This is a genomic window from Streptomyces sp. NBC_00249 (assembly GCF_026342355.1).
GTDB lineage: Bacteria > Actinomycetota > Actinomycetes > Streptomycetales > Streptomycetaceae > Streptomyces.
The window spans coordinates 1,118,732-1,134,889 of the sequence record NZ_JAPEMV010000002.1 but is presented as its reverse complement, the minus strand read 5'-3'; the positions used below and the strand labels follow the sequence as shown (position 1 = coordinate 1,134,889).

18 protein-coding genes are annotated in these 16,158 nt (G+C 71.2%); 2 read left to right on the top strand and 16 right to left on the bottom strand.

Annotation, left to right across the window (positions count from 1 at the left end; translation table 11 throughout):
• Nucleotides 1-48 precede the first annotated feature (48 nt).
• From OOK31_RS14095 to OOK31_RS14020, 16 genes are all read right to left on the bottom strand, one after another.
• A complete protein-coding gene (locus tag OOK31_RS14095; RefSeq protein ID WP_267012784.1) occupies nucleotides 49-1,179 on the bottom strand; it encodes a tetrahydrofolate dehydrogenase/cyclohydrolase catalytic domain-containing protein in 1,131 nt (376 codons plus the stop codon).
• Nucleotides 1,176-1,619 (bottom strand): hypothetical protein, encoded by a 444-nt coding sequence (locus tag OOK31_RS14090; RefSeq protein ID WP_267012783.1) that lies wholly within the window; start codon nucleotides 1,617-1,619, stop codon nucleotides 1,176-1,178. The genes OOK31_RS14095 and OOK31_RS14090 overlap by 4 nt, the downstream gene beginning before the upstream one ends.
• Nucleotides 1,620-1,647: 28 nt before the next feature.
• The gene (locus OOK31_RS14085; RefSeq protein ID WP_267012782.1) at nucleotides 1,648-3,015 is read right to left on the bottom strand and encodes a hypothetical protein; all 1,368 of its coding nucleotides are present in this window, start codon (nucleotides 3,013-3,015) and stop codon (nucleotides 1,648-1,650) included.
• 21 nt (nucleotides 3,016-3,036) lie between these two features.
• Nucleotides 3,037-3,417, bottom strand: coding sequence for a DUF4913 domain-containing protein (locus tag OOK31_RS14080; RefSeq protein WP_267012781.1), 381 nt, complete (start codon nucleotides 3,415-3,417; stop codon nucleotides 3,037-3,039).
• The gene (locus OOK31_RS14075) at nucleotides 3,414-5,135 is read right to left on the bottom strand and encodes a type IV secretory system conjugative DNA transfer family protein (RefSeq protein ID WP_267012886.1); all 1,722 of its coding nucleotides are present in this window, start codon (nucleotides 5,133-5,135) and stop codon (nucleotides 3,414-3,416) included. Before OOK31_RS14075 ends, OOK31_RS14080 begins: the two co-directional genes overlap by 4 nt.
• Before the next feature lie 44 nt (nucleotides 5,136-5,179).
• Nucleotides 5,180-6,592, bottom strand: a complete 1,413-nt coding sequence (locus OOK31_RS14070) for an ATP/GTP-binding protein (RefSeq protein ID WP_267012885.1) — start codon at nucleotides 6,590-6,592, stop codon at nucleotides 5,180-5,182.
• Between the two features lie 92 nt (nucleotides 6,593-6,684).
• Nucleotides 6,685-8,178, bottom strand: coding sequence for an SCO6880 family protein (locus tag OOK31_RS14065; RefSeq protein ID WP_267012780.1), 1,494 nt, complete (start codon nucleotides 8,176-8,178; stop codon nucleotides 6,685-6,687).
• 39 nt (nucleotides 8,179-8,217) lie between these two features.
• Complete coding sequence (locus OOK31_RS14060) at nucleotides 8,218-9,288, bottom strand: zeta toxin family protein (protein WP_267012779.1); 1,071 nt, start codon at nucleotides 9,286-9,288, stop codon at nucleotides 8,218-8,220.
• A complete protein-coding gene (locus tag OOK31_RS14055) occupies nucleotides 9,285-9,530 on the bottom strand; it encodes a hypothetical protein (RefSeq protein ID WP_267012778.1) in 246 nt (81 codons plus the stop codon). The genes OOK31_RS14060 and OOK31_RS14055 overlap by 4 nt, the downstream gene beginning before the upstream one ends.
• Nucleotides 9,531-9,547: 17 nt before the next feature.
• Nucleotides 9,548-10,618 carry a zeta toxin family protein gene (locus tag OOK31_RS14050; protein ID WP_267012777.1) on the bottom strand — a complete coding sequence of 357 codons (1,071 nt, stop codon included), beginning with the start codon at nucleotides 10,616-10,618 and terminating at the stop codon, nucleotides 9,548-9,550.
• Entirely contained in the window at nucleotides 10,611-10,853 is a 243-nt protein-coding gene (locus tag OOK31_RS14045) for a hypothetical protein (RefSeq protein WP_267012776.1), read from the bottom strand. Before OOK31_RS14045 ends, OOK31_RS14050 begins: the two co-directional genes overlap by 8 nt.
• A 78-nt stretch (nucleotides 10,854-10,931) precedes the next feature.
• Nucleotides 10,932-12,134, bottom strand: coding sequence for a hypothetical protein (locus OOK31_RS14040; RefSeq protein WP_267012775.1), 1,203 nt, complete (start codon nucleotides 12,132-12,134; stop codon nucleotides 10,932-10,934).
• On the bottom strand, nucleotides 12,124-12,921 hold the full coding sequence (locus tag OOK31_RS14035) for a hypothetical protein (RefSeq protein WP_267012774.1): 798 nt from the start codon (nucleotides 12,919-12,921) through the stop codon (nucleotides 12,124-12,126). Before OOK31_RS14035 ends, OOK31_RS14040 begins: the two co-directional genes overlap by 11 nt.
• A 17-nt stretch (nucleotides 12,922-12,938) precedes the next feature.
• Nucleotides 12,939-13,226 carry a hypothetical protein gene (locus tag OOK31_RS14030; protein WP_267012773.1) on the bottom strand — a complete coding sequence of 96 codons (288 nt, stop codon included), beginning with the start codon at nucleotides 13,224-13,226 and terminating at the stop codon, nucleotides 12,939-12,941.
• 163 nt (nucleotides 13,227-13,389) lie between these two features.
• Nucleotides 13,390-13,632, bottom strand: coding sequence for a hypothetical protein (locus tag OOK31_RS14025; RefSeq protein WP_267012772.1), 243 nt, complete (start codon nucleotides 13,630-13,632; stop codon nucleotides 13,390-13,392).
• A 23-nt stretch (nucleotides 13,633-13,655) separates the two neighbouring features.
• Entirely contained in the window at nucleotides 13,656-14,207 is a 552-nt protein-coding gene (locus tag OOK31_RS14020) for a DUF6668 family protein (RefSeq protein ID WP_267012771.1), read from the bottom strand.
• A gap of 297 nt (nucleotides 14,208-14,504) precedes the next feature.
• Between OOK31_RS14020 and OOK31_RS39380 the strand changes: the two genes are divergently transcribed.
• A complete protein-coding gene (locus OOK31_RS39380; RefSeq protein WP_323188211.1) occupies nucleotides 14,505-15,416 on the top strand; it encodes a peptidoglycan DD-metalloendopeptidase family protein in 912 nt (303 codons plus the stop codon).
• 32 nt (nucleotides 15,417-15,448) lie between these two features.
• Nucleotides 15,449-16,144, top strand: a complete 696-nt coding sequence (locus OOK31_RS14005; RefSeq protein WP_267012770.1) for a hypothetical protein — start codon at nucleotides 15,449-15,451, stop codon at nucleotides 16,142-16,144.
• Nucleotides 16,145-16,158 lie beyond the last annotated feature (14 nt).

Here is a 16,158-nt window from a genome sequence, read left to right as displayed (position 1 = left end):
ACCCGAGAGGGTGACCGCCCTGCGGCGTTGTGTACGGGGCCCGCGGGGTCAGCGGGTCTGGCCGTTGCCCTGCTGGGGCTGCTGCGGCTGCTGGGGGCGGGCCGGGGCCGGCTGCTGGCCGGGGATCCGGGGCGGCCCGGCCGGGACGCCGGGCACGGCCGGGGGAGCCCCGCCTCCGCGCAGCCGGGCGGCCGTGGCGACCGAGACCTGGCCGGGGGCGGTGGGCGAGGTGGCGGCGGGGGCGTTCGAAGCGGGGGCGTTCGCGGTCGGCGCGCTCGCGGCGGTGGCCGCTGCGGCGAACTCGGTGCGGTCCAGGAACGGGCCGGGGGTGACCTTCCACGGGGTGACGTTCGGGTCCACCTCCTGACGGACCACGCGTTCCATGAGGGTGGCCATCTCGACCGGCCCGATACCTCCGGGTACGGGGGTGATGTTCTGCGGTATCCCGGCTGCCTCGGGGCGGATGTCGCCCCGTACGCTGCCGTCCGCCTGCGGGACGAAACCGGAGTCGATCACGACCCGGTGGTGGGGCTGGATGTGGTCGGGGCCCAGGATTCCGGGGTTGCCGGTCACGGAGATGACGATGTCGGCGTCGCGGACCTGGCGCAGGTCGTCGCCGTAGTCCAGGGTCATCGGGTCGTGGCCGTTCTCCCGGAGCAGTCCGACGACGCCCTGGCCCACGAAGCCGTTGCTGCCGACCACGGCGATGGACGGCTTGTCCTGGGCGAAGGGTTCGGCGACCCGGTAGATGCCTTCCGCGGTGGCGCAGGCCGCGTACGGCGAGCGGTCCTTGAGCAGGGCGTCGATGTCCTTCGCCGGGTCCATGCGGGCCACGAGCGGGGCCAGCTCGGGGGGCGGCGGGAACTGCACGATGATCGAGCGCGTGGCCGCGTCCTGGCTGTAGTGGTCCAGGACGGCGGCGAACTCCGCACGGCCGACGCCGGGCGGCAGGATCACGTGGTCCGCCTGGAAGCCGAGGTGCTCGAAGGCCTTCACCTTCTGCTCGGCGGACACGCGGGAGGCCTCCAGACGGATCTGCCAGTCCGCCGGGTCGGTCGGGGCCGGGGTGAACCGGATGATCGCGACCTTCTGCTCCCGGGGCTGGACGATCTCCTGGTAGTGCCCGTACAGCTCGCGTGCCTGGCGCAGGACGTCCCGGCCCGAGACCAGTTCCGTCACGTCAGGGGGTCCAGTCCGGCCAGGACCTCCGCCACCGGTGCCAGCGGCTGCCCGCCGAACAGGGCGGTCACCTCGGCCTCGGTCAGGCGGCGGTCGCCCTGGAGGTCGTCCGCGTAGCCGTTCCCGGTCACCTTGAGGCCGACCGCGGTGAACGACTCGGGCCCCGGGACGTAGTGGTACGAGAAGTCGCCGAAGTGTGCGATCCACAGGACGGAGCTGAGCTGAGGGCTCAGCTTCGCGCGGAGCAGGGGCAGGGCTGCCTCCGCGACGGACGAGAAGTCGTACGTGATCCCGCGGTCGTCCGGGTTGTCGGCGAGCTCCGAGACCACGGCGACGGCCTGGCCGGTGGCCGGGTCGTACGCGGCGCGCAGCAGGGCGTGGGCCTCGCCGGCGAGGGGGTGCTGCCATCGGAACAGTTGTGCGATCTGCGGTAGATCCATGTGTCTCTCCATGGTCAGGTGGGTCGCTTCACTTGTGCTTCAGGGCGGAGACGAGCAGTCCGCCGGTGGGGCCGGCCGTCAGGAAGACGCCGGTGTCCTTCAGCGCCCAGGTGGGCAGGACGGTGCCGGGCGGGAGGAGCTTGGGGGTGCCGTTGCCACTGGCGAGGTCGGCCTCCGCGGTGGCGGTGTCGCCGGTTCCGTTGCCGAGGGTTCCGTAGGCGGTGCCCGTGTCGGTGACCGCCTTGACGAAGAGGCCCTGCTTGCGCTGTTCGTTCGCGCTCAGGCAGGTGCCCTGGCGGCGCTGGAGGTCGAAGGCCGCGGTGCCGTCGGCGATGAAGCGGCCGTTGGGGGAGGCGACGGCGCCGCCGTGCTTCATCTCGCAGGGCATGCTCGTCTCCACCTGCCCGGTGGTCGCGTCGTGGACGGCCGTGAGGGGGGAGAGGGTCTTCTCGGCCGGGGTGTGCCAGGACGAGAAGACGTGGCCGCGCGTGGTGGACCGGTAGAAGCCGTTCACGCTGACCTGGCTCTTCGTGGACGCACCCGGCGGGGGCGAATCGAAGGCGGTCCAGGCTCCGGGAACGCGGAAGGACCCGTAGCTGTCCTGGACCAGCCAGCCCTTGCCGGTCCTGATTTCCCCGCGCCCCAGGGGGCAGGAGTCGCCGCAGGTGTCGATCGCGCCCGTCGCCGGGTTCACGGCCACGGTGCCGTTGGTGGGGCCGGTCCAGTGGACCTGGAGGCCCGTGCCGTGGTCCTCGACGCGGAGGTCGCTCTCTGGGTTGTTGCCGTTCGGGCCGCTCGTCCGGACCGGGACGTCGATCTCGCGCACGGGTGCCACGGCGTCGCCGGAGGCGTCCGCCGGGTAGACCGTCAGGCGGACGACCTCCTTGCCCTCGTTGAGGGCGTCCCCGCCGAGGATCCCGTGCGCCCAGGTCACGACGTACTCGCGGCCGTCCTGGACGGCCGTCGCGACCGAGGGCAGCTCCACCGAGTCGCCGTCGTACCCGTACTTCCCGGCCTCCGACATGGAGGTGGGGGGCTGCCAGGGCTTGCCGGTGAACAGGATCCGTCCGGTCGAGGCCTGGCGGGCCTGGGTGACGTAGCCGTCCTCGGAGACCGTGACGTACGCGACGACGTCCGTGCGGGCGCCGACCGCGACCGGGGGCTTGGAACTGTACTTCTGCGGCATCCAGTTCAGTGTCTGCTGCCAGCCCTGGTCGGCCGCGTACGCCGGCGGCGCCGCCAGCTGGACCGTGACGCCCTGGGCGGACGGGGCCGGGCTTGCGGATGCCTTCGCGTCGCTCCGCGCGGGGGCCGGGGCCTTGCCCTCGCCTAAGCCGCATCCGGCGAGGAGCGTTCCCGCCAGGGCCGCTCCCGCCACCGCGTTCCTCCTACGCACAGCCGCGCTCCCTTCCGTGAGTCAGAACGCCTCGACCACCGGGGCCGCCTTGGCCCGGTGGGATCTTTCCTTGCAGCCGGCGAACGGCCCGGTCGAGCTGCGCAGCTCGCCCATGACGGCGCCCAGGTGGTCGCGGTGCCAGAGCGCGGGGCCGCTGGGCCCGGCGGCCGGGTCCGTGTGCTCCTGCCAGGCCAGCCACAGGCCGTGCAGCCGGGCCACCGCCTCCAGGTGCTCCCACCAGCGCGGGCACCAGGGGGTGGAGGAGGTCACCTCGCGGCCGTAGACGGGGAGGAGCAGGGCGTGGACCCAGGTGACGAGCAGCTCCATCTCCTCCTCGTACGCCTTGCCGTCGAGGTAGAGGATGAAGGGCGGCACCTGGCCGGCGTCGGCGGGTGTGCTCATCGGGACAGCTCCTTCGCTGCGCGGGCGGTGATGGCCTGGACCTCGGCCTTCGCGGCCGCGGAGATGCGTTCGGCGCCCGGTTCCTTGTACCAGGGGCGCAGCCGGATCAGGGCCGGCCGGACACCGGTGGCCAGCAGGAGCGCCGTGCCCTTGGGCAGGGCGCGGATCTGGTCCGCGGGCAGGATCCGCTCCAGCCGGTACGAGGTCGAGCGGGTCCGGCTGCCCTTGGTGCGCGAGACGCTGACGGTGCTGACGTCCTGCTCGCCGACCAGCTTGGAGATCTTCTCCACGAAGTCGGCGTCGTCGAGGCCGGCACCGAGCAGCTTGATCGTCGAGGCGCCCCAGAGGGCGTCCATGCCGGCCTCGCCCCACACCCGGGATCCCTGGCGGTAGCTCTGCAGCAGGGTCACGATGTTGATGCCGCGCGAGCCGAGGTGCGAGTACAGGTCGGGCAGGTCGGAGATCCGGCAGACGTTCGCGGCCTCGTCGAGGACGGCGGTCATCGGGGGGTCGAGCCGGCCGCCCATCCGTTCGGCGGCGCGGACACCGGCCCGCAGGACGGAGTCGGCGACGGCCGCGATCACGCCTGCGGCGGAGCCGCCGCCGTCCTTGGACAGCAGGTACAGGGTGTCCGTACCCAGGACGTGGTGGTCGGGACGGAACTCCGGGAGGACCGGGTCGGGGCTCACCCAGGCCACGATCCGCGGGTCCAGGAGGCAGGCCACGCACTGGCGGGCCGTCTCGTAGATGCCGTCGCGGGTTTCGACGGCGCCCTGGATCGTGCCGCGCAGCTGCTCGGCGAGGGCCGTCATGCCGGCGTCGCGCAGCAGGTCGATGGGGGTGCGGTCGGCGGGGTCGGCGAGCCAGCCGAGGACCTCTTCGATGCTGCGGCCGCCCTTGCTGGCCGCGTGGAAGAGGGCGGTGAGGGTGTTCTGCGCGGCGGAGATCCAGAAGTCGCGCTTGGAGGCGTCGTCGTTGACGGCGCTGACGAAGTGGCCGGCGAGGCGGCGGGCGCCCTCGATGTCGCGGGCGTCGGCGAGCAGGTCCCACCACAGGGCTCGGGGGGTGTGGGCGATGCCCTGCGGGTCGAACGTCCATACCTGGCCGACGCGTTCGCGTTCGGCGCGGGTCACGCTGTAGACGTCCGACTTGTTCGAGGTCAGCAGGACGCTGCCGCGGGCGCGCAGGACGCGGGGGACGGCGATGCCGGTGGACTTGCCGGCCCGGGGGGCCATCAGGTCCAGCTCCACGTCCTCGTAGCTGGAGCGCAGCTCGGGGCCGTGGGGCTCCAGGTTGCCCAGCAGGTTGCCGGTGTCGTCCGGGGTGAGCTTGCCGCCGTTCGTGAGCTTCTTCAGCTGCGGGCGCAGCTCCAGCGCACGGGCCGCCGCACCCTTGGGGAGCATGGAGGCGAGCTCCTTGCGGCCGGCGAGGCCGTCGGAGCTGCCGAGGCCCTTACGGACCAGCAGCACCAGGGCCACCACCAGCCCCAGGAGCACGCCGAACGTCACCGCGATGCCGGCGCCCGACATGGCGGGGGAGACGCCGGGCCAGATCGCTGCCGGGCCGTCCTGGACCAGGGTGGCGAGGGTGCTCAGGGCGAACGGGGGAGGGTTCCAGCCGGCGCCCGCCGCGGCCGCGCCGAGGCTGCCGCCCAGCCAGGCGGACAGGAAGCCGACGAAGACGACGGCCGCGGCACCGACGGCCAGCCAGGGCAGCATGTCCTCCGCGGAACCGCTGCCCTTCCTCTTGGGAGTACGGGGTATCACTGCCCCTCCCTGGGCTTGATCAGCGGCACCTTGTCGGCCTCGGTCCAGCGGTTGTTCGTGTTGTGCAGGTTCTTCTCGGTCTCGGTGATGGCCACCTTGATGGGGATGCCCGGCCGGCCGCCGACCTTGATCAGGAACCGGCCGCGGCCGGGGGGCTCGGAGTTGGCCGTGGGGTTGGCCCAGCCGGGAGGGGAGGACCAGGACGAGACCAGGTCGATCTCCCGCTCCGACATGCCGATGACCTTGCCGAGCTCCTCCATCTCGGTACGGGGCAGCCCCGCGCACACCACCATCCCGGCGCGCTCCACGAAGCCGCGGGCCTTCGCCCGGTCGGACTCGCTGCCGAGGGCCTCGGCGTCCTTGAGCGTGTGGGTGATCTTGGCGTCGCCGAGACCGAGCGAACGGTTCAGGCGGGTCAGGGCGTCGATGCGCTCCACGATGCCGGAGGCGGCGCGCAGCGGCCGCCACAGCTCGTCGAGGACGGTGAAGAACCAGCGCTGCGGGGCCAGGCCCGCGTCGGCCAGCGCGTGCGCCGCGGCGACGGTGCCGAGCCCGTCCGACCAGGCGGCCAGCATCGCCGCCGCGGTCAGCTGGGTGTCGGCCTCACCGATGCGGGAGATGTCCACGCACACGGCGGGCGCGTTGGGGTTGATGCGGGTGGACGTCTCCGTGGCGAAGGTGTCGCCGAGCGGGCCGTCCAGGATGCCGATCAGGGAGCGGTGCAGCGGGTCGACGGCCTCCTGGTACCGCTCCTGGTTGCCGCGGTCCAGGGTGACCGCGCGGACCCGGTCCGGGCCCTCGTCGAGGACCCGCAGGAGGTCGGGCAGCAGCGGGGGCTTGCCCGGCGTGGCGCGCTCCTTGAGGTGGTGCAGGCACGCCGACAGCACCGACTGCTCGTGGTCGTCCATGGGGCGCCCGCGCATGATGGTGATCAGCGCCGCGACCATGTTCAGGACGCGGCCGTGGGCCTCCGCCTGGAGCACCCGGCCGGCCTCCCCGCCGATCCGGTCGGCGGCCTCGCCCATGGCGCCCGGGTCGAGGACGTTGATCCCGCCGACGCCGCGGCCGATGGAGATCACCTGACCGCCGAGGGCCCGCACGGTGTCCGCGTAGTCCGGCTTCAGGTCGCCGAGGACCAGCGGGACCACACCGGTCGCCGTCATCCCGATGAGCATCCGGTTGACCAGGGTGGACTTGCCGAGGCCGGGCATGCCGAGCATGAACAGCGACGGGTTGGAGATGTACCGGGCCCGGGTGAACCAGGAGATCGGGTCCCCGCACACCGTCGCCCCGGTGTGCAGGTGCTGGCCGAGCGGCACACCCGTCATCGGCGCGCCGGAGCCCGCGGCGAACGGCCACAGCCCGCACGCCTGCACGGTGGTGGCACGCCACATCGACGGCGGGTCCATGTGCGCGACCTGCCCGCCGCCCGGACCGGGCCAGCCGCGGGACGGCACAACGGGTGTCCGTGGCGGCCGGGGCGCCTGCGGCTGCTTCTTGCTCACAGGGTCTCCCTGAGCTGGTACGGGATGAGGGTGTGCTCCCACGGCAGCAGGCCGACGGGCAGCGTGCAGGTGAACGCGGCCGCCTGCATGCGGTCGGCGGGGCGCATCAGGATGCGGGAGGACGCCTGGAGGTTGCGTACGGTGATCGACGCGTCGGCCAGCTGCTCCTCGTCGGCGACGGTGACCGTGAGCATCATCGAGAACTCGACGAGGCCGGCGCCGGACGCCTCCTCGGCGGCCGTCTGCTCGGCCGCGCGCATCTCGGACGCGGCGCGGGCCTGGACCAGGCCGCGCTGGGAGCCGGCCATGAAGTGGGCCGAGCGGCGGTCGGCCTCCACGATCCGGGCCGACGTGCCCGGGTCGATGGGCCGGTAGACCAGCGAGACGCGCTTGCGGCGGGTGCCCTGCGCGGGCTCCAGCAGACCGCGCAGCACGCTGGAGCGGACGGTGCCTCGGGGGGCCAGCGTCAGCATCCAGGTCCGCGACACCCCGGAGTCGTGCTTGTAGCCGTCCACGGTCTCCACCGCGACGGCCGGACCCGCGTCGTGCCACTGCACACCGGTGGAGCCCTGCTCCGCGCGGACGTTCAGGATGTCCGGGGCGATCGCCGGGTCGAAGGCGACGCGGACGATCTCCGAGATCTGCTCCGCGGACAGCGGCGAGGCCGAGCCGCCGCCGGCCGCGACCAGGCCCGACAGCAGGGAGGGCAGGCGCATCGACAGGTCGGTGATCACGTCCTCCTGCTTACGGCGCGGACCGGGCACGGCGCCGTAGGTGAGGGCGATGTACGTGTGCATCTCGGAGGACGCGGACGGGTAGCGGGCCACGACCTCCTCCATCACGGCGCGGGCCGCCGGCGGGGCGTCGGGCACGATCCGCGGCAGCACCTCGGCGGCGAGCCGCGTCCCGGTGTCGGGCGCCGTCTCCACGACGACCTGCGCGCCGCGCAGGCCGGGCTCGTGGGAGAGACGGGCCAGCCAGTCGCCCCAGGACGCCACCCAGATGTCCACCTGCTGCGGGTCGACGAGGGAACCGCCGTCCGGCTCGCAGGACAGGACGATCGTGTACAGGTTGCGGCCCGGGTGGTGCAGGACGCCGAAGGAGCGGCCGTAGGCGTCGCGGCCCTCCAGCATCTTCACGCGGGCGAGCATGCCGGGCGGGGAGAAGTGCCCGCCCGTACGCCGCGACAGCGGGCCGGAGACGTAGGTGTGCGAGCCGTTCGCCTTGCGCTTCATCCACCCGATCCGCACGGCCGCCATCTGGTAGACGTTGCGGCCGTCGGCGGTGCGCAGCGCGAGGGGCAGGACGAACAGCCCGAGCGGTATGAGCACCGTGATGGCGGCGGCGAGCGAGATCAGCGAGGCGAGCAGCACGACCACGAGCCCGCCGAACGCGACGACGGTCCCGAGCAGACCGAGCGGCCCGAGGCCGGGCCTGCGGGGGCGTCGCCAGTTTCCGTAGGTAGGCCGCGCCATGGATTCGGTGGCCATGGGTTTCCTTTCGGGGTGTTCGGGTGTGCGGGGTGCCCGTCAGCGGGTGCGGCCGGGGGCGGGCGGGGTCTGGCGGGGGAGCGTGGGCGCGGTGGTCTGCGCGGGGGGTGTGGTGCGGGTGGCGGTGGCTTGGGTGGCGGTGGCCTGGGTGGAGCGGAGGCGGCCGGCGGCGGCGATGCTGACGCGGGTGTCGCCCTGCTGGAAGACGGCCGCCTGGGTGGGGGCGGTGGCCTGGGTGGGGAAGGTGCCGCGGTCGGTGGTGATGAGCGCGGTGGCGAGGCCCTTGTCGGCGAGCTTTTCGGCGTTCTCGCGGCCGATGGAGTGGCCGCGGCCGGTGCTGCTCTGGGCGTACAAGTTCTTGATCATGCCCTCGGGGGCCATGCGGCCGCCGTAGGCGTAGTCGGGGTCACCCTCCTCGTGCTTGATGCGACCGTTCATCCATCGGTCGGCGTTCTGCGCGAGGCACTGCTCCAGGGGTACCTCGACGGAGAGGATGACCCGCTGCTCGTAGCCGACGCTGCCGAGGTCTCCCAGAAGGAGGGTGTTCTTGTCCAGGTTCTTGAGGGTGGCGTCGTAGAGCAGGTTGTAGCCCTGGCTACGGGCCCAGACCTCGAAGTTGTCCTGGAGGTAGGCGGATTCCTCGTGGATGAGGGACGCCATTTCGGAGGGCGAGAGCTCCCGGCCGTAGGGGAGTGCCATGAGTTCGGCGTCCAGGGTGGGGAGGCCGCCGTGTTCGAAGATGGAGACCTTGAACTCGTCCGGGTCCAAGGGGACGTAGTGCTTCAGGTCCACACCGTGGGCGTCCGCCAGGGCGCGGCCGAGTTCGGAGTTCTCCTGCTGCCACTCCGCGAGATTGGCCTGCGCCGACCCCTTGCCCGCGCCGGGTGCGCCCGCCGTCAGTAGGACGGCCCGCCCGTCGCGGGGGCGGTCGCCGTACTTCGCCTTGAACTCCTCCAGGACGGCACGGTGCAGCTGACGCCGCTCGCGGGTCCACTCGTTGTTGGTCGTATGGACCGTGTAGGTGGCGTTCCGGCTTCCCGGCGAAAGGTTGCCGTTCGGCCCCATGCGCGTCTGGAGCACCTGGTACAGGTGCTGGTACACCTCGTTCATGCCGACCGCAGCCGGCGCCGACGGTGGATCTCTTCGTAGTCGTCGTCGGTGATGTCGCCGAGCAGAGCGGCGCCGGAGAGGACCTTGAACGTGTTGTCCTGGTGCGTGGGTTCGATGTGCTCCGGGTCGAAGTCGTCTTCCTCGTAGTCCCAGGCCGCGACGGTGCTGAGCATCTCCTCGCGGGGGATGCCGCCTTGCGCGTAGCGCTTGAGGTACGCGCGCAGGGAGGGCTTCTCGGTCATCGGTGGTTCCTTACGGGTCAACGGGTGCGGCCGGGTGCGGGCGGGGTCTGGCCCGGGAGGCGGGGGGCCGGGGTCTGCGCCACGGGAGTGGTGCGGGTGGCGGTGCCCTGGGCGGAGCGGAGGCGGCCGGCGGCGGCGATGCCGAGGGTGGTTTCGCCGCGCTGGAAGGTGGCCCCCTGCGCCTGAGCGGTGGTGGGGGTGAAGACCCCGCGATCGGCGGTGATCAGCCCCGTGGCGAGCCCGCGTTCGGTGAGCTGCTGGGAGTTCTCCCGGCTGATGGAGTGCCCCCGCCCGGTGGTGGCCTTGCCGTAGAGGGAGTCGATCATGCCCTCGGGGGACATCCGCCCGCCGTACGCGTTGGTTCCCTGCTCGAACTCGACGCGCCCCTGGTGCCAGCGCCCGGCGTTCTGGGCCACGGACAGGTCATGGGGCACCTCGACCGAGAGGATCACGCGCTGCGCGTACTTGTCGTCGCTGAGGCTCTGGAGGAGCGCCGCGGCGTTCGGCTCGTTCGCGAGGGTGGCGTCGTAGAGGAGGTTGTAACCCTCTTTGCGCGCCCACGCTTCGCACCGGTCCCGGAGTACGGACGCCTCGGTGTGCAGGAGGCCGGACATCTCGGCCGGGGTGAGCTCACGTCCGAAGGGCAGCCGCAGGTCCTCGGGAGACAGCGGTGGCAGGCCCCCGGCCTTGAACAGGTCCTCCTTGAAGTCGTCCGGGTTCAGGACGACGTAGTCCTTGATGTCCAGGCCGTGTATCGAGGAGAGTTGGCGGCCGAGCTCCGAGGCCTCGGACTGCCAGAGCGCGAGGTTGTCCTGCGTGCTGCCCTTGCCGGCGCCGGGAGCCCCCGCCGTCATCAGTACGGCGCGGCCCCCACGGGGGTGATCGGCGTACTTGGCCTTGAAGGCATCGATGATCTCGTCGTGCATGGCTCCGCGGGCAGGGTCCCAGCGGCCTCCCTGACGGAACCGGGAAGCGGTGTCCGTCGGCCCCGGTGAGAGGTCTCCGCCCCGCTTCATGCGCTCCTGCAACGCCGCGTAGAGCTGGGCGTACTCCCCTGGCAGGCCGGCGGTCCCGGTGAGGTCAGCCATGGGCGTCCATCTGCCGTTCGATGTCCTGGAGGTCCGCGCGCGTGATCTGGTCGAGCACCACTGCGGTGTAGACGATCTCGAACGTGTTGTCCTGGCGGATGGGTTCGATGACGAGTTCGTCCCGGATCTCGTCCTCGAAGTCCCACGCGGCGACGGTGGCGATCATTTCCTCGCGGGGGATGCCGCCTTGCGCGTAGCGCTTCAAGTAGGCGCGGAGGGAAGGCTTGTCCGTCATCGGTGTTCCTTTCGTGCGGGCGTCAGTACGCCGGAAGCGGGGACGCGTGGCCGCTGCCGCGCGTCCCCGCTCCTACGGCTACTGGTTGTGGCCCTTCATACCGTCGTTGTCGTCCAGCGAGCCCACGACTTCCTTCGCCGCGTCCATGCCCGCCTTGGCGACTACTACCGCGGCCTGGACCGCGACGCCCGCAGGGCCCGCTGCCGCGGCTGCGCCGCCGCCGGCGCCGCTCGCCGCCGAGGAACCGGCGCCGGCGGACGGGGAGCCCTGGGGGGCACCGCCGCCACCGCCGCCGCCGCCACCTCCACCGCCTCCACCGCCACCGCCGCCAGCGGCCCCGCTGGCGATGTCCATGGCGCCGGAGGCGACGCTGCTCGCGAAGTTCATCGCGATGGTTCCGCCGGACGAGCTGCCGAGCGCGGCCGTCGCGGGGACGACGAGCTTGAGCAGCGCGGGCAGGGCGAAGACGGAGAGGATCAGCATCCCCATACCGGCGATCACGCTGTCCAGGCTCTGCTTGTCCTGCGTCATGGACGTCGCCGAATAGATGATGAGCGCGGCGGCCGGTTTGTAGAGGAGCCACGCCGTGGTCCAGCCGATGTGCTTCTTCCACCAGCCGTCGCCCCAGCCGGTCATCGAGGACGCCGCCGCGATGGGGAGGGTGCCGATCAGCATGATCAGTACGCCGAGCCTGATGTACATCAGGATGATCTGGATGAAGCTGGACAACATGACCAGGATGCCGAAGATGATCATCATGCCTGGGCTCTTGATCATTTCGAAGCCGACCAGCTGCTCAGCGGTCTTCCCGAGGTTGGCCTTGCCGTAGACCTCCTGGGCGTAGGCGTCGGAGGCCGCGTAGAGGGCCTGCGCGATCACCGGCGCCATGGCGCTGACGAGGATGACCTTCCACATCCCCATGAACGCCTGCTGCATGGACTGGCCCTTGCGTTCGTAGGCCATCCGGAACGCGGCGAAGAGGACGGACGCGACGGCTACGTAGCCGACGATCCAGCTCGTCTCGCTCATGATGGCCGCGAGTCCGGTGCCCTTCTGGGGGTTGAGCGTGGCGCCGTCGCCGACCTTCAGCCAGACGCCGTTGAGGCTCTTGAGGATCTCGCTGACCGCGTGACCGATCGCCTGGGCGAAGGCGCCGACGGCGCCGTTGGCGATGGCGCCGCCCACCCCTTTGACGCCGTCCTTGAGGCAGTCGGCGGGGTCACCGATGCATTCGCCGATGCCGCTGATGATGCCGCCAGGGTCGGGGAAGTTAAGAGCCACTGCTACCCCCCCAGAGGACGAACCCTTCCGGACCGCCGACCGCCGTCATGCTCTCCGTGACCGATCCGGTCAGCGTCGGGCGCAGCTTCCAGTCGCCGTCCTCCCAGACGACGGACTCCGTCACGGCGCCGTACGATCCGTCCGCCGAGCGGAGCAGGAGCATGGTGGTGACCTGGTCCTTCGAGTAGGTGAGGATCTTGAAGCCGAGGTAGCTGGCGTTGCTGCCAGGCGCCCCCGTCTTGTTCTTGTCGGCCACCTTCGAGCGCTTGGCGACGAACTGGTCCTTGCCGGGACCCTTGGCCAGCTGCTTCTCGGTGACCGTCTTCCAGTCGGAGCCGCCCAGCTTCGGGCCGATGGCGTGCAACGCCATCACCGAGCCGAGCGGGGTGTGGGCGAAGCAGGACCAGACGGGGCCGTCGACCTTCAGCGGGCCGGCACTCGGGGAGGCGGGCAGCAGGTCCGTCTGGTACGTCTTCCACTGCACGTCCGCGGGGCTCTGGTTCGGGACGTTCTGGTCCGCGTCGTTCGTGCTGCACCCCGCCGGGCGGCTCTCCGTCGAGCCCGACGGCGCCGCCGACGGGGTTGCGGACGAGCTGCCGCTCGCCTTCGGCGTGGACGGCTGGGGCTGCCCGGTGTTGCTGCTGGAGTCCTCCCCGGTCAGCAGGACGAAGCCGCCGATCAGGAACATCGACAGCAGGAACGCGGCCGAGATCAACCAGCCGCGCTGTTGCCAGAACGGCTTCTGCCACTCGCCGCTACTGCCACGGGATCCTCCCGAAGTCCTCATCGGTCAGCCTCCCCGGATCAGTTGAAGACGAACGAGACGAGCGGGCCGGCCGTGGCGACCAGGACGCAGCCGCCCAGGACCATGCCGAGGCGTCCCATGTGCTCGGAGCCCTCGCCGCGGCGCATCGATATCGCCATCATGGCGCCGGTGATCAGGACGCCCGCCACGCCGGCCGCGGTGCCGGCCCAGGCGACGATGCCGAGGACGTTGTTCACCTTGGTGGTGAGCTCCGGCGGGGCGTTCATTCCGGGCTTCGGGACGTCGGCCGCGAGAATGACGGCGGCATCACGGACCTTGCTGAACATGACAAATCCCCCTGGGTAATGTGCGACGCCGACCCAAATGGTCAAAGCGTCAACGGTATTGAGATTCAATTGCCGACGGCATCATGGCAGGGATGGCCCGCGAAGCGATCAGTTGAGTCCAGCTCGTGACCGGTCCGGGACAAATTCCGTCGGCGATACGGCTTCAGCCGGAGAGCAGAAAACCGACGACGGGTCCTGCCGTGGCGCCGAGGATGCATGCGCCCAGGACCGTCGCCAGTTGGGCGAGGTGTTCGTCACCGTTGCCCGCGCGCAGTGCGATCGCCATGCGGGAGCCGACGATCAGTACGCCCATCACCCCGGCCGCCGACACGAGCCAGGCCATCCAGCTGAGCACGTCGTTGAGGGGGGCGGTGACATTCCCGCCGACCGCCAGCATCCACTCCATTGCGTTTCCCCTCTCGGTGGCCGTCATCGACTGTTGAGCAATTTGGACAGCCCCGACGTCTCCCGGGGCGCGGATCCGGACAGGTCGCCCATGCGCCAGGCCGGCACCCACGGGACCCGGTGGATCTCGACGACCGAGCCGATCACCTTGATGCGCTTGGCCAGTTCCGGTGGCAGGCGGCCAGGGGCATCAGCGACGAGAACCACGGCCTGGAGGACTGTTCCTGGCGGCTGTTCATCCCGTCGGATCATATCCAGTACGTGTGACACGGCCTGGAGTCCTGAAGCGTGCGTGCGGGCCACCAGCAGGATCCGTCCGGGCCCTCCCGTGGCCGGATCGGGCCACCGGGATCCGGCGTCGTACCCGCCGAACACCGTGGCCAGCGTGGTCGCGCCGGCGCCGCCGTGGGCGCTCATCCAGCTGAAGGACGAGGGCTCCTGAGGGGGTGCGGAGGCCGTAATTCCGTTGTCCGCAAAGGGTTGTGGAGATGCGGTGGAGATGTCGGCCGGTGCGGCCGCCGCTCCGACCGGACCGCGGATCCAGATCTCCGGACCACCTGGTGTTTTCTGATTCATGGCTTCAACTCCCCCCGTGTCGACGCCCGCCCGCCAACTCGCGTAGCGTCCTGCATCGACAACTTAGTGCGAATCTCTGGGGATTGTTTGTGACAGTCTCGTGACCCTCTACCGGGCGGCTCCCCAGGAGACTCGCATCGGTAAACGGCATTGGAACATGTCGACGGGGGAGTGATGTCTGAAGAGGCTGGCGGCGCGGTCATGTGGGTGGGTGGCGCCGTAGTTGCGGCCGTCATGATGCCTTTCGTCCTTTTCGTGGGTGTCAGTGGTGGCGAAGCCGATGGTGGATCGGCTGCCGTGGGCGGGGCGTTGAACCCGAAGAACGTCCCACCGGAGTACGTGGCCTGGGTGCTGAAGGCGGGTTCCATGTGCCCGACCATCACCCCACCCGTGATCGCCGCGCAGATCGAGGCCGAGTCCGGCTGGATCAACGGCAGGACCTCGCCCGTCGGCGCGCAGGGCCTGTCCCAGTTCATGCCCGGCACCTGGGTCGGCTGGGGCAAGGACGACGACGGCAACGGACGAATAGACCCCTTCGACCCCGGCGACGCCATCATGGCCCAGGGCCGCTACGACTGCGCCCTGGCCCGCGACGTCGAGCGCTACAAGCAGCGCGGCATAGCCAGCGGCCCCACCCTCGACCTCGCCCTCGCCGCCTACAACGCGGGACCGGGCGCCATCGAGAAGTACGGCGGCATACCCCCGTACCGGGAGACCCAGGGCTACGTCGTCGCCATCAAGAACGCCATGGCCAAGTACACGGCGATCGCGACCGACCCCGGCGGTGGCACCATCCCCGCCGGCCAGCAGATGGCCATGCCCCTGCGCAGCAACGCGCCGGTGACCTCGCCCTACGGCATGCGCGTCCACCCGGTGACGGGCGTCCACAAGCTGCACACCGGCATGGACTTCGGCATCGGCGAAGGCAATCCGGTGCTGGCGGCCAAGGAGGGCACCGTCACCTTCGCGGGCTGGAACCCCGCCTACGGAAACCGCGTCATCATCTCGCACGGCACCATCGGCGGCGCGCAGATCTCGACGACCTACAACCACATGTCCGCACTGAACGTGGGCGTCGGACAGCAGGTCGGCGTCGGGACCGTGGTCGGCCTCGTCGGCTCGACGGGCTACTCCACGGGCGCCCACCTCCACTTCGAGGTCCAGCAGAACGGCGAATACGTGAACCCCGCCCCCTGGATCGGCAAATGAGCGGGCGGCAGGAGAGGGAAGGGGTGACCGGCGTGCGCAGAGCACTCGGCGCGGTACTCGCGGCGGTGACGGGCGTCGCGCTCCTGACGGGATGCGGTCTGCGCGACCTGCGGGACGACAAGGCCGTCGACCCGGCGGCCCCGTCCGCGCTCCCGTCCTTCGAGACCAAGGCCCCGGTTCCGCCGGGCAAGCCGCTCGACGCGCAGGCGAAGGTGCAGCCCGTCCCGGCGCCGGACCCCTCCGACCCGAACGCGGTCGCCCGGGCCTGGCTGGCGACGGCCTACGGCTACGACACGGCGTACGACAACGGGCCGCAGGACGCGAACCTCCGGGCGCTCCCCTACCTCACCGAGGAACAGGCGAAGGCCGAGCGCGACTACCGCCCCGGCGCGGGCAGCGGCTCGGAGTGGGCGACGTGGGCGGAGCACAAGGCGTGGATGACCTTGGCGATCACCGAGGACGACGACGACCAGGGCCCGGGCGGCACAGCCGGCGCCTCCTTCCGTACCTTCTACGTCGACGGCAAGGCCCACGGCCGTGACGGCTGGACGGGCCCCGGGCCACGGCTGACCGCCGTGGTGAAACTGACCCTCGCCGGCCCGGCCGGCTGGAAGGTCGCGGGCATCACGGTCACCCCGGCCGCGACCCCGCCGAGCGCGGTGCCGAGCAGTTCCTCGTCCCCCGCCGCTTCCTCCCCCTCCCCTTCCCCCTCCACCACCGCACGCTGAGCAGAGCCGAGGAA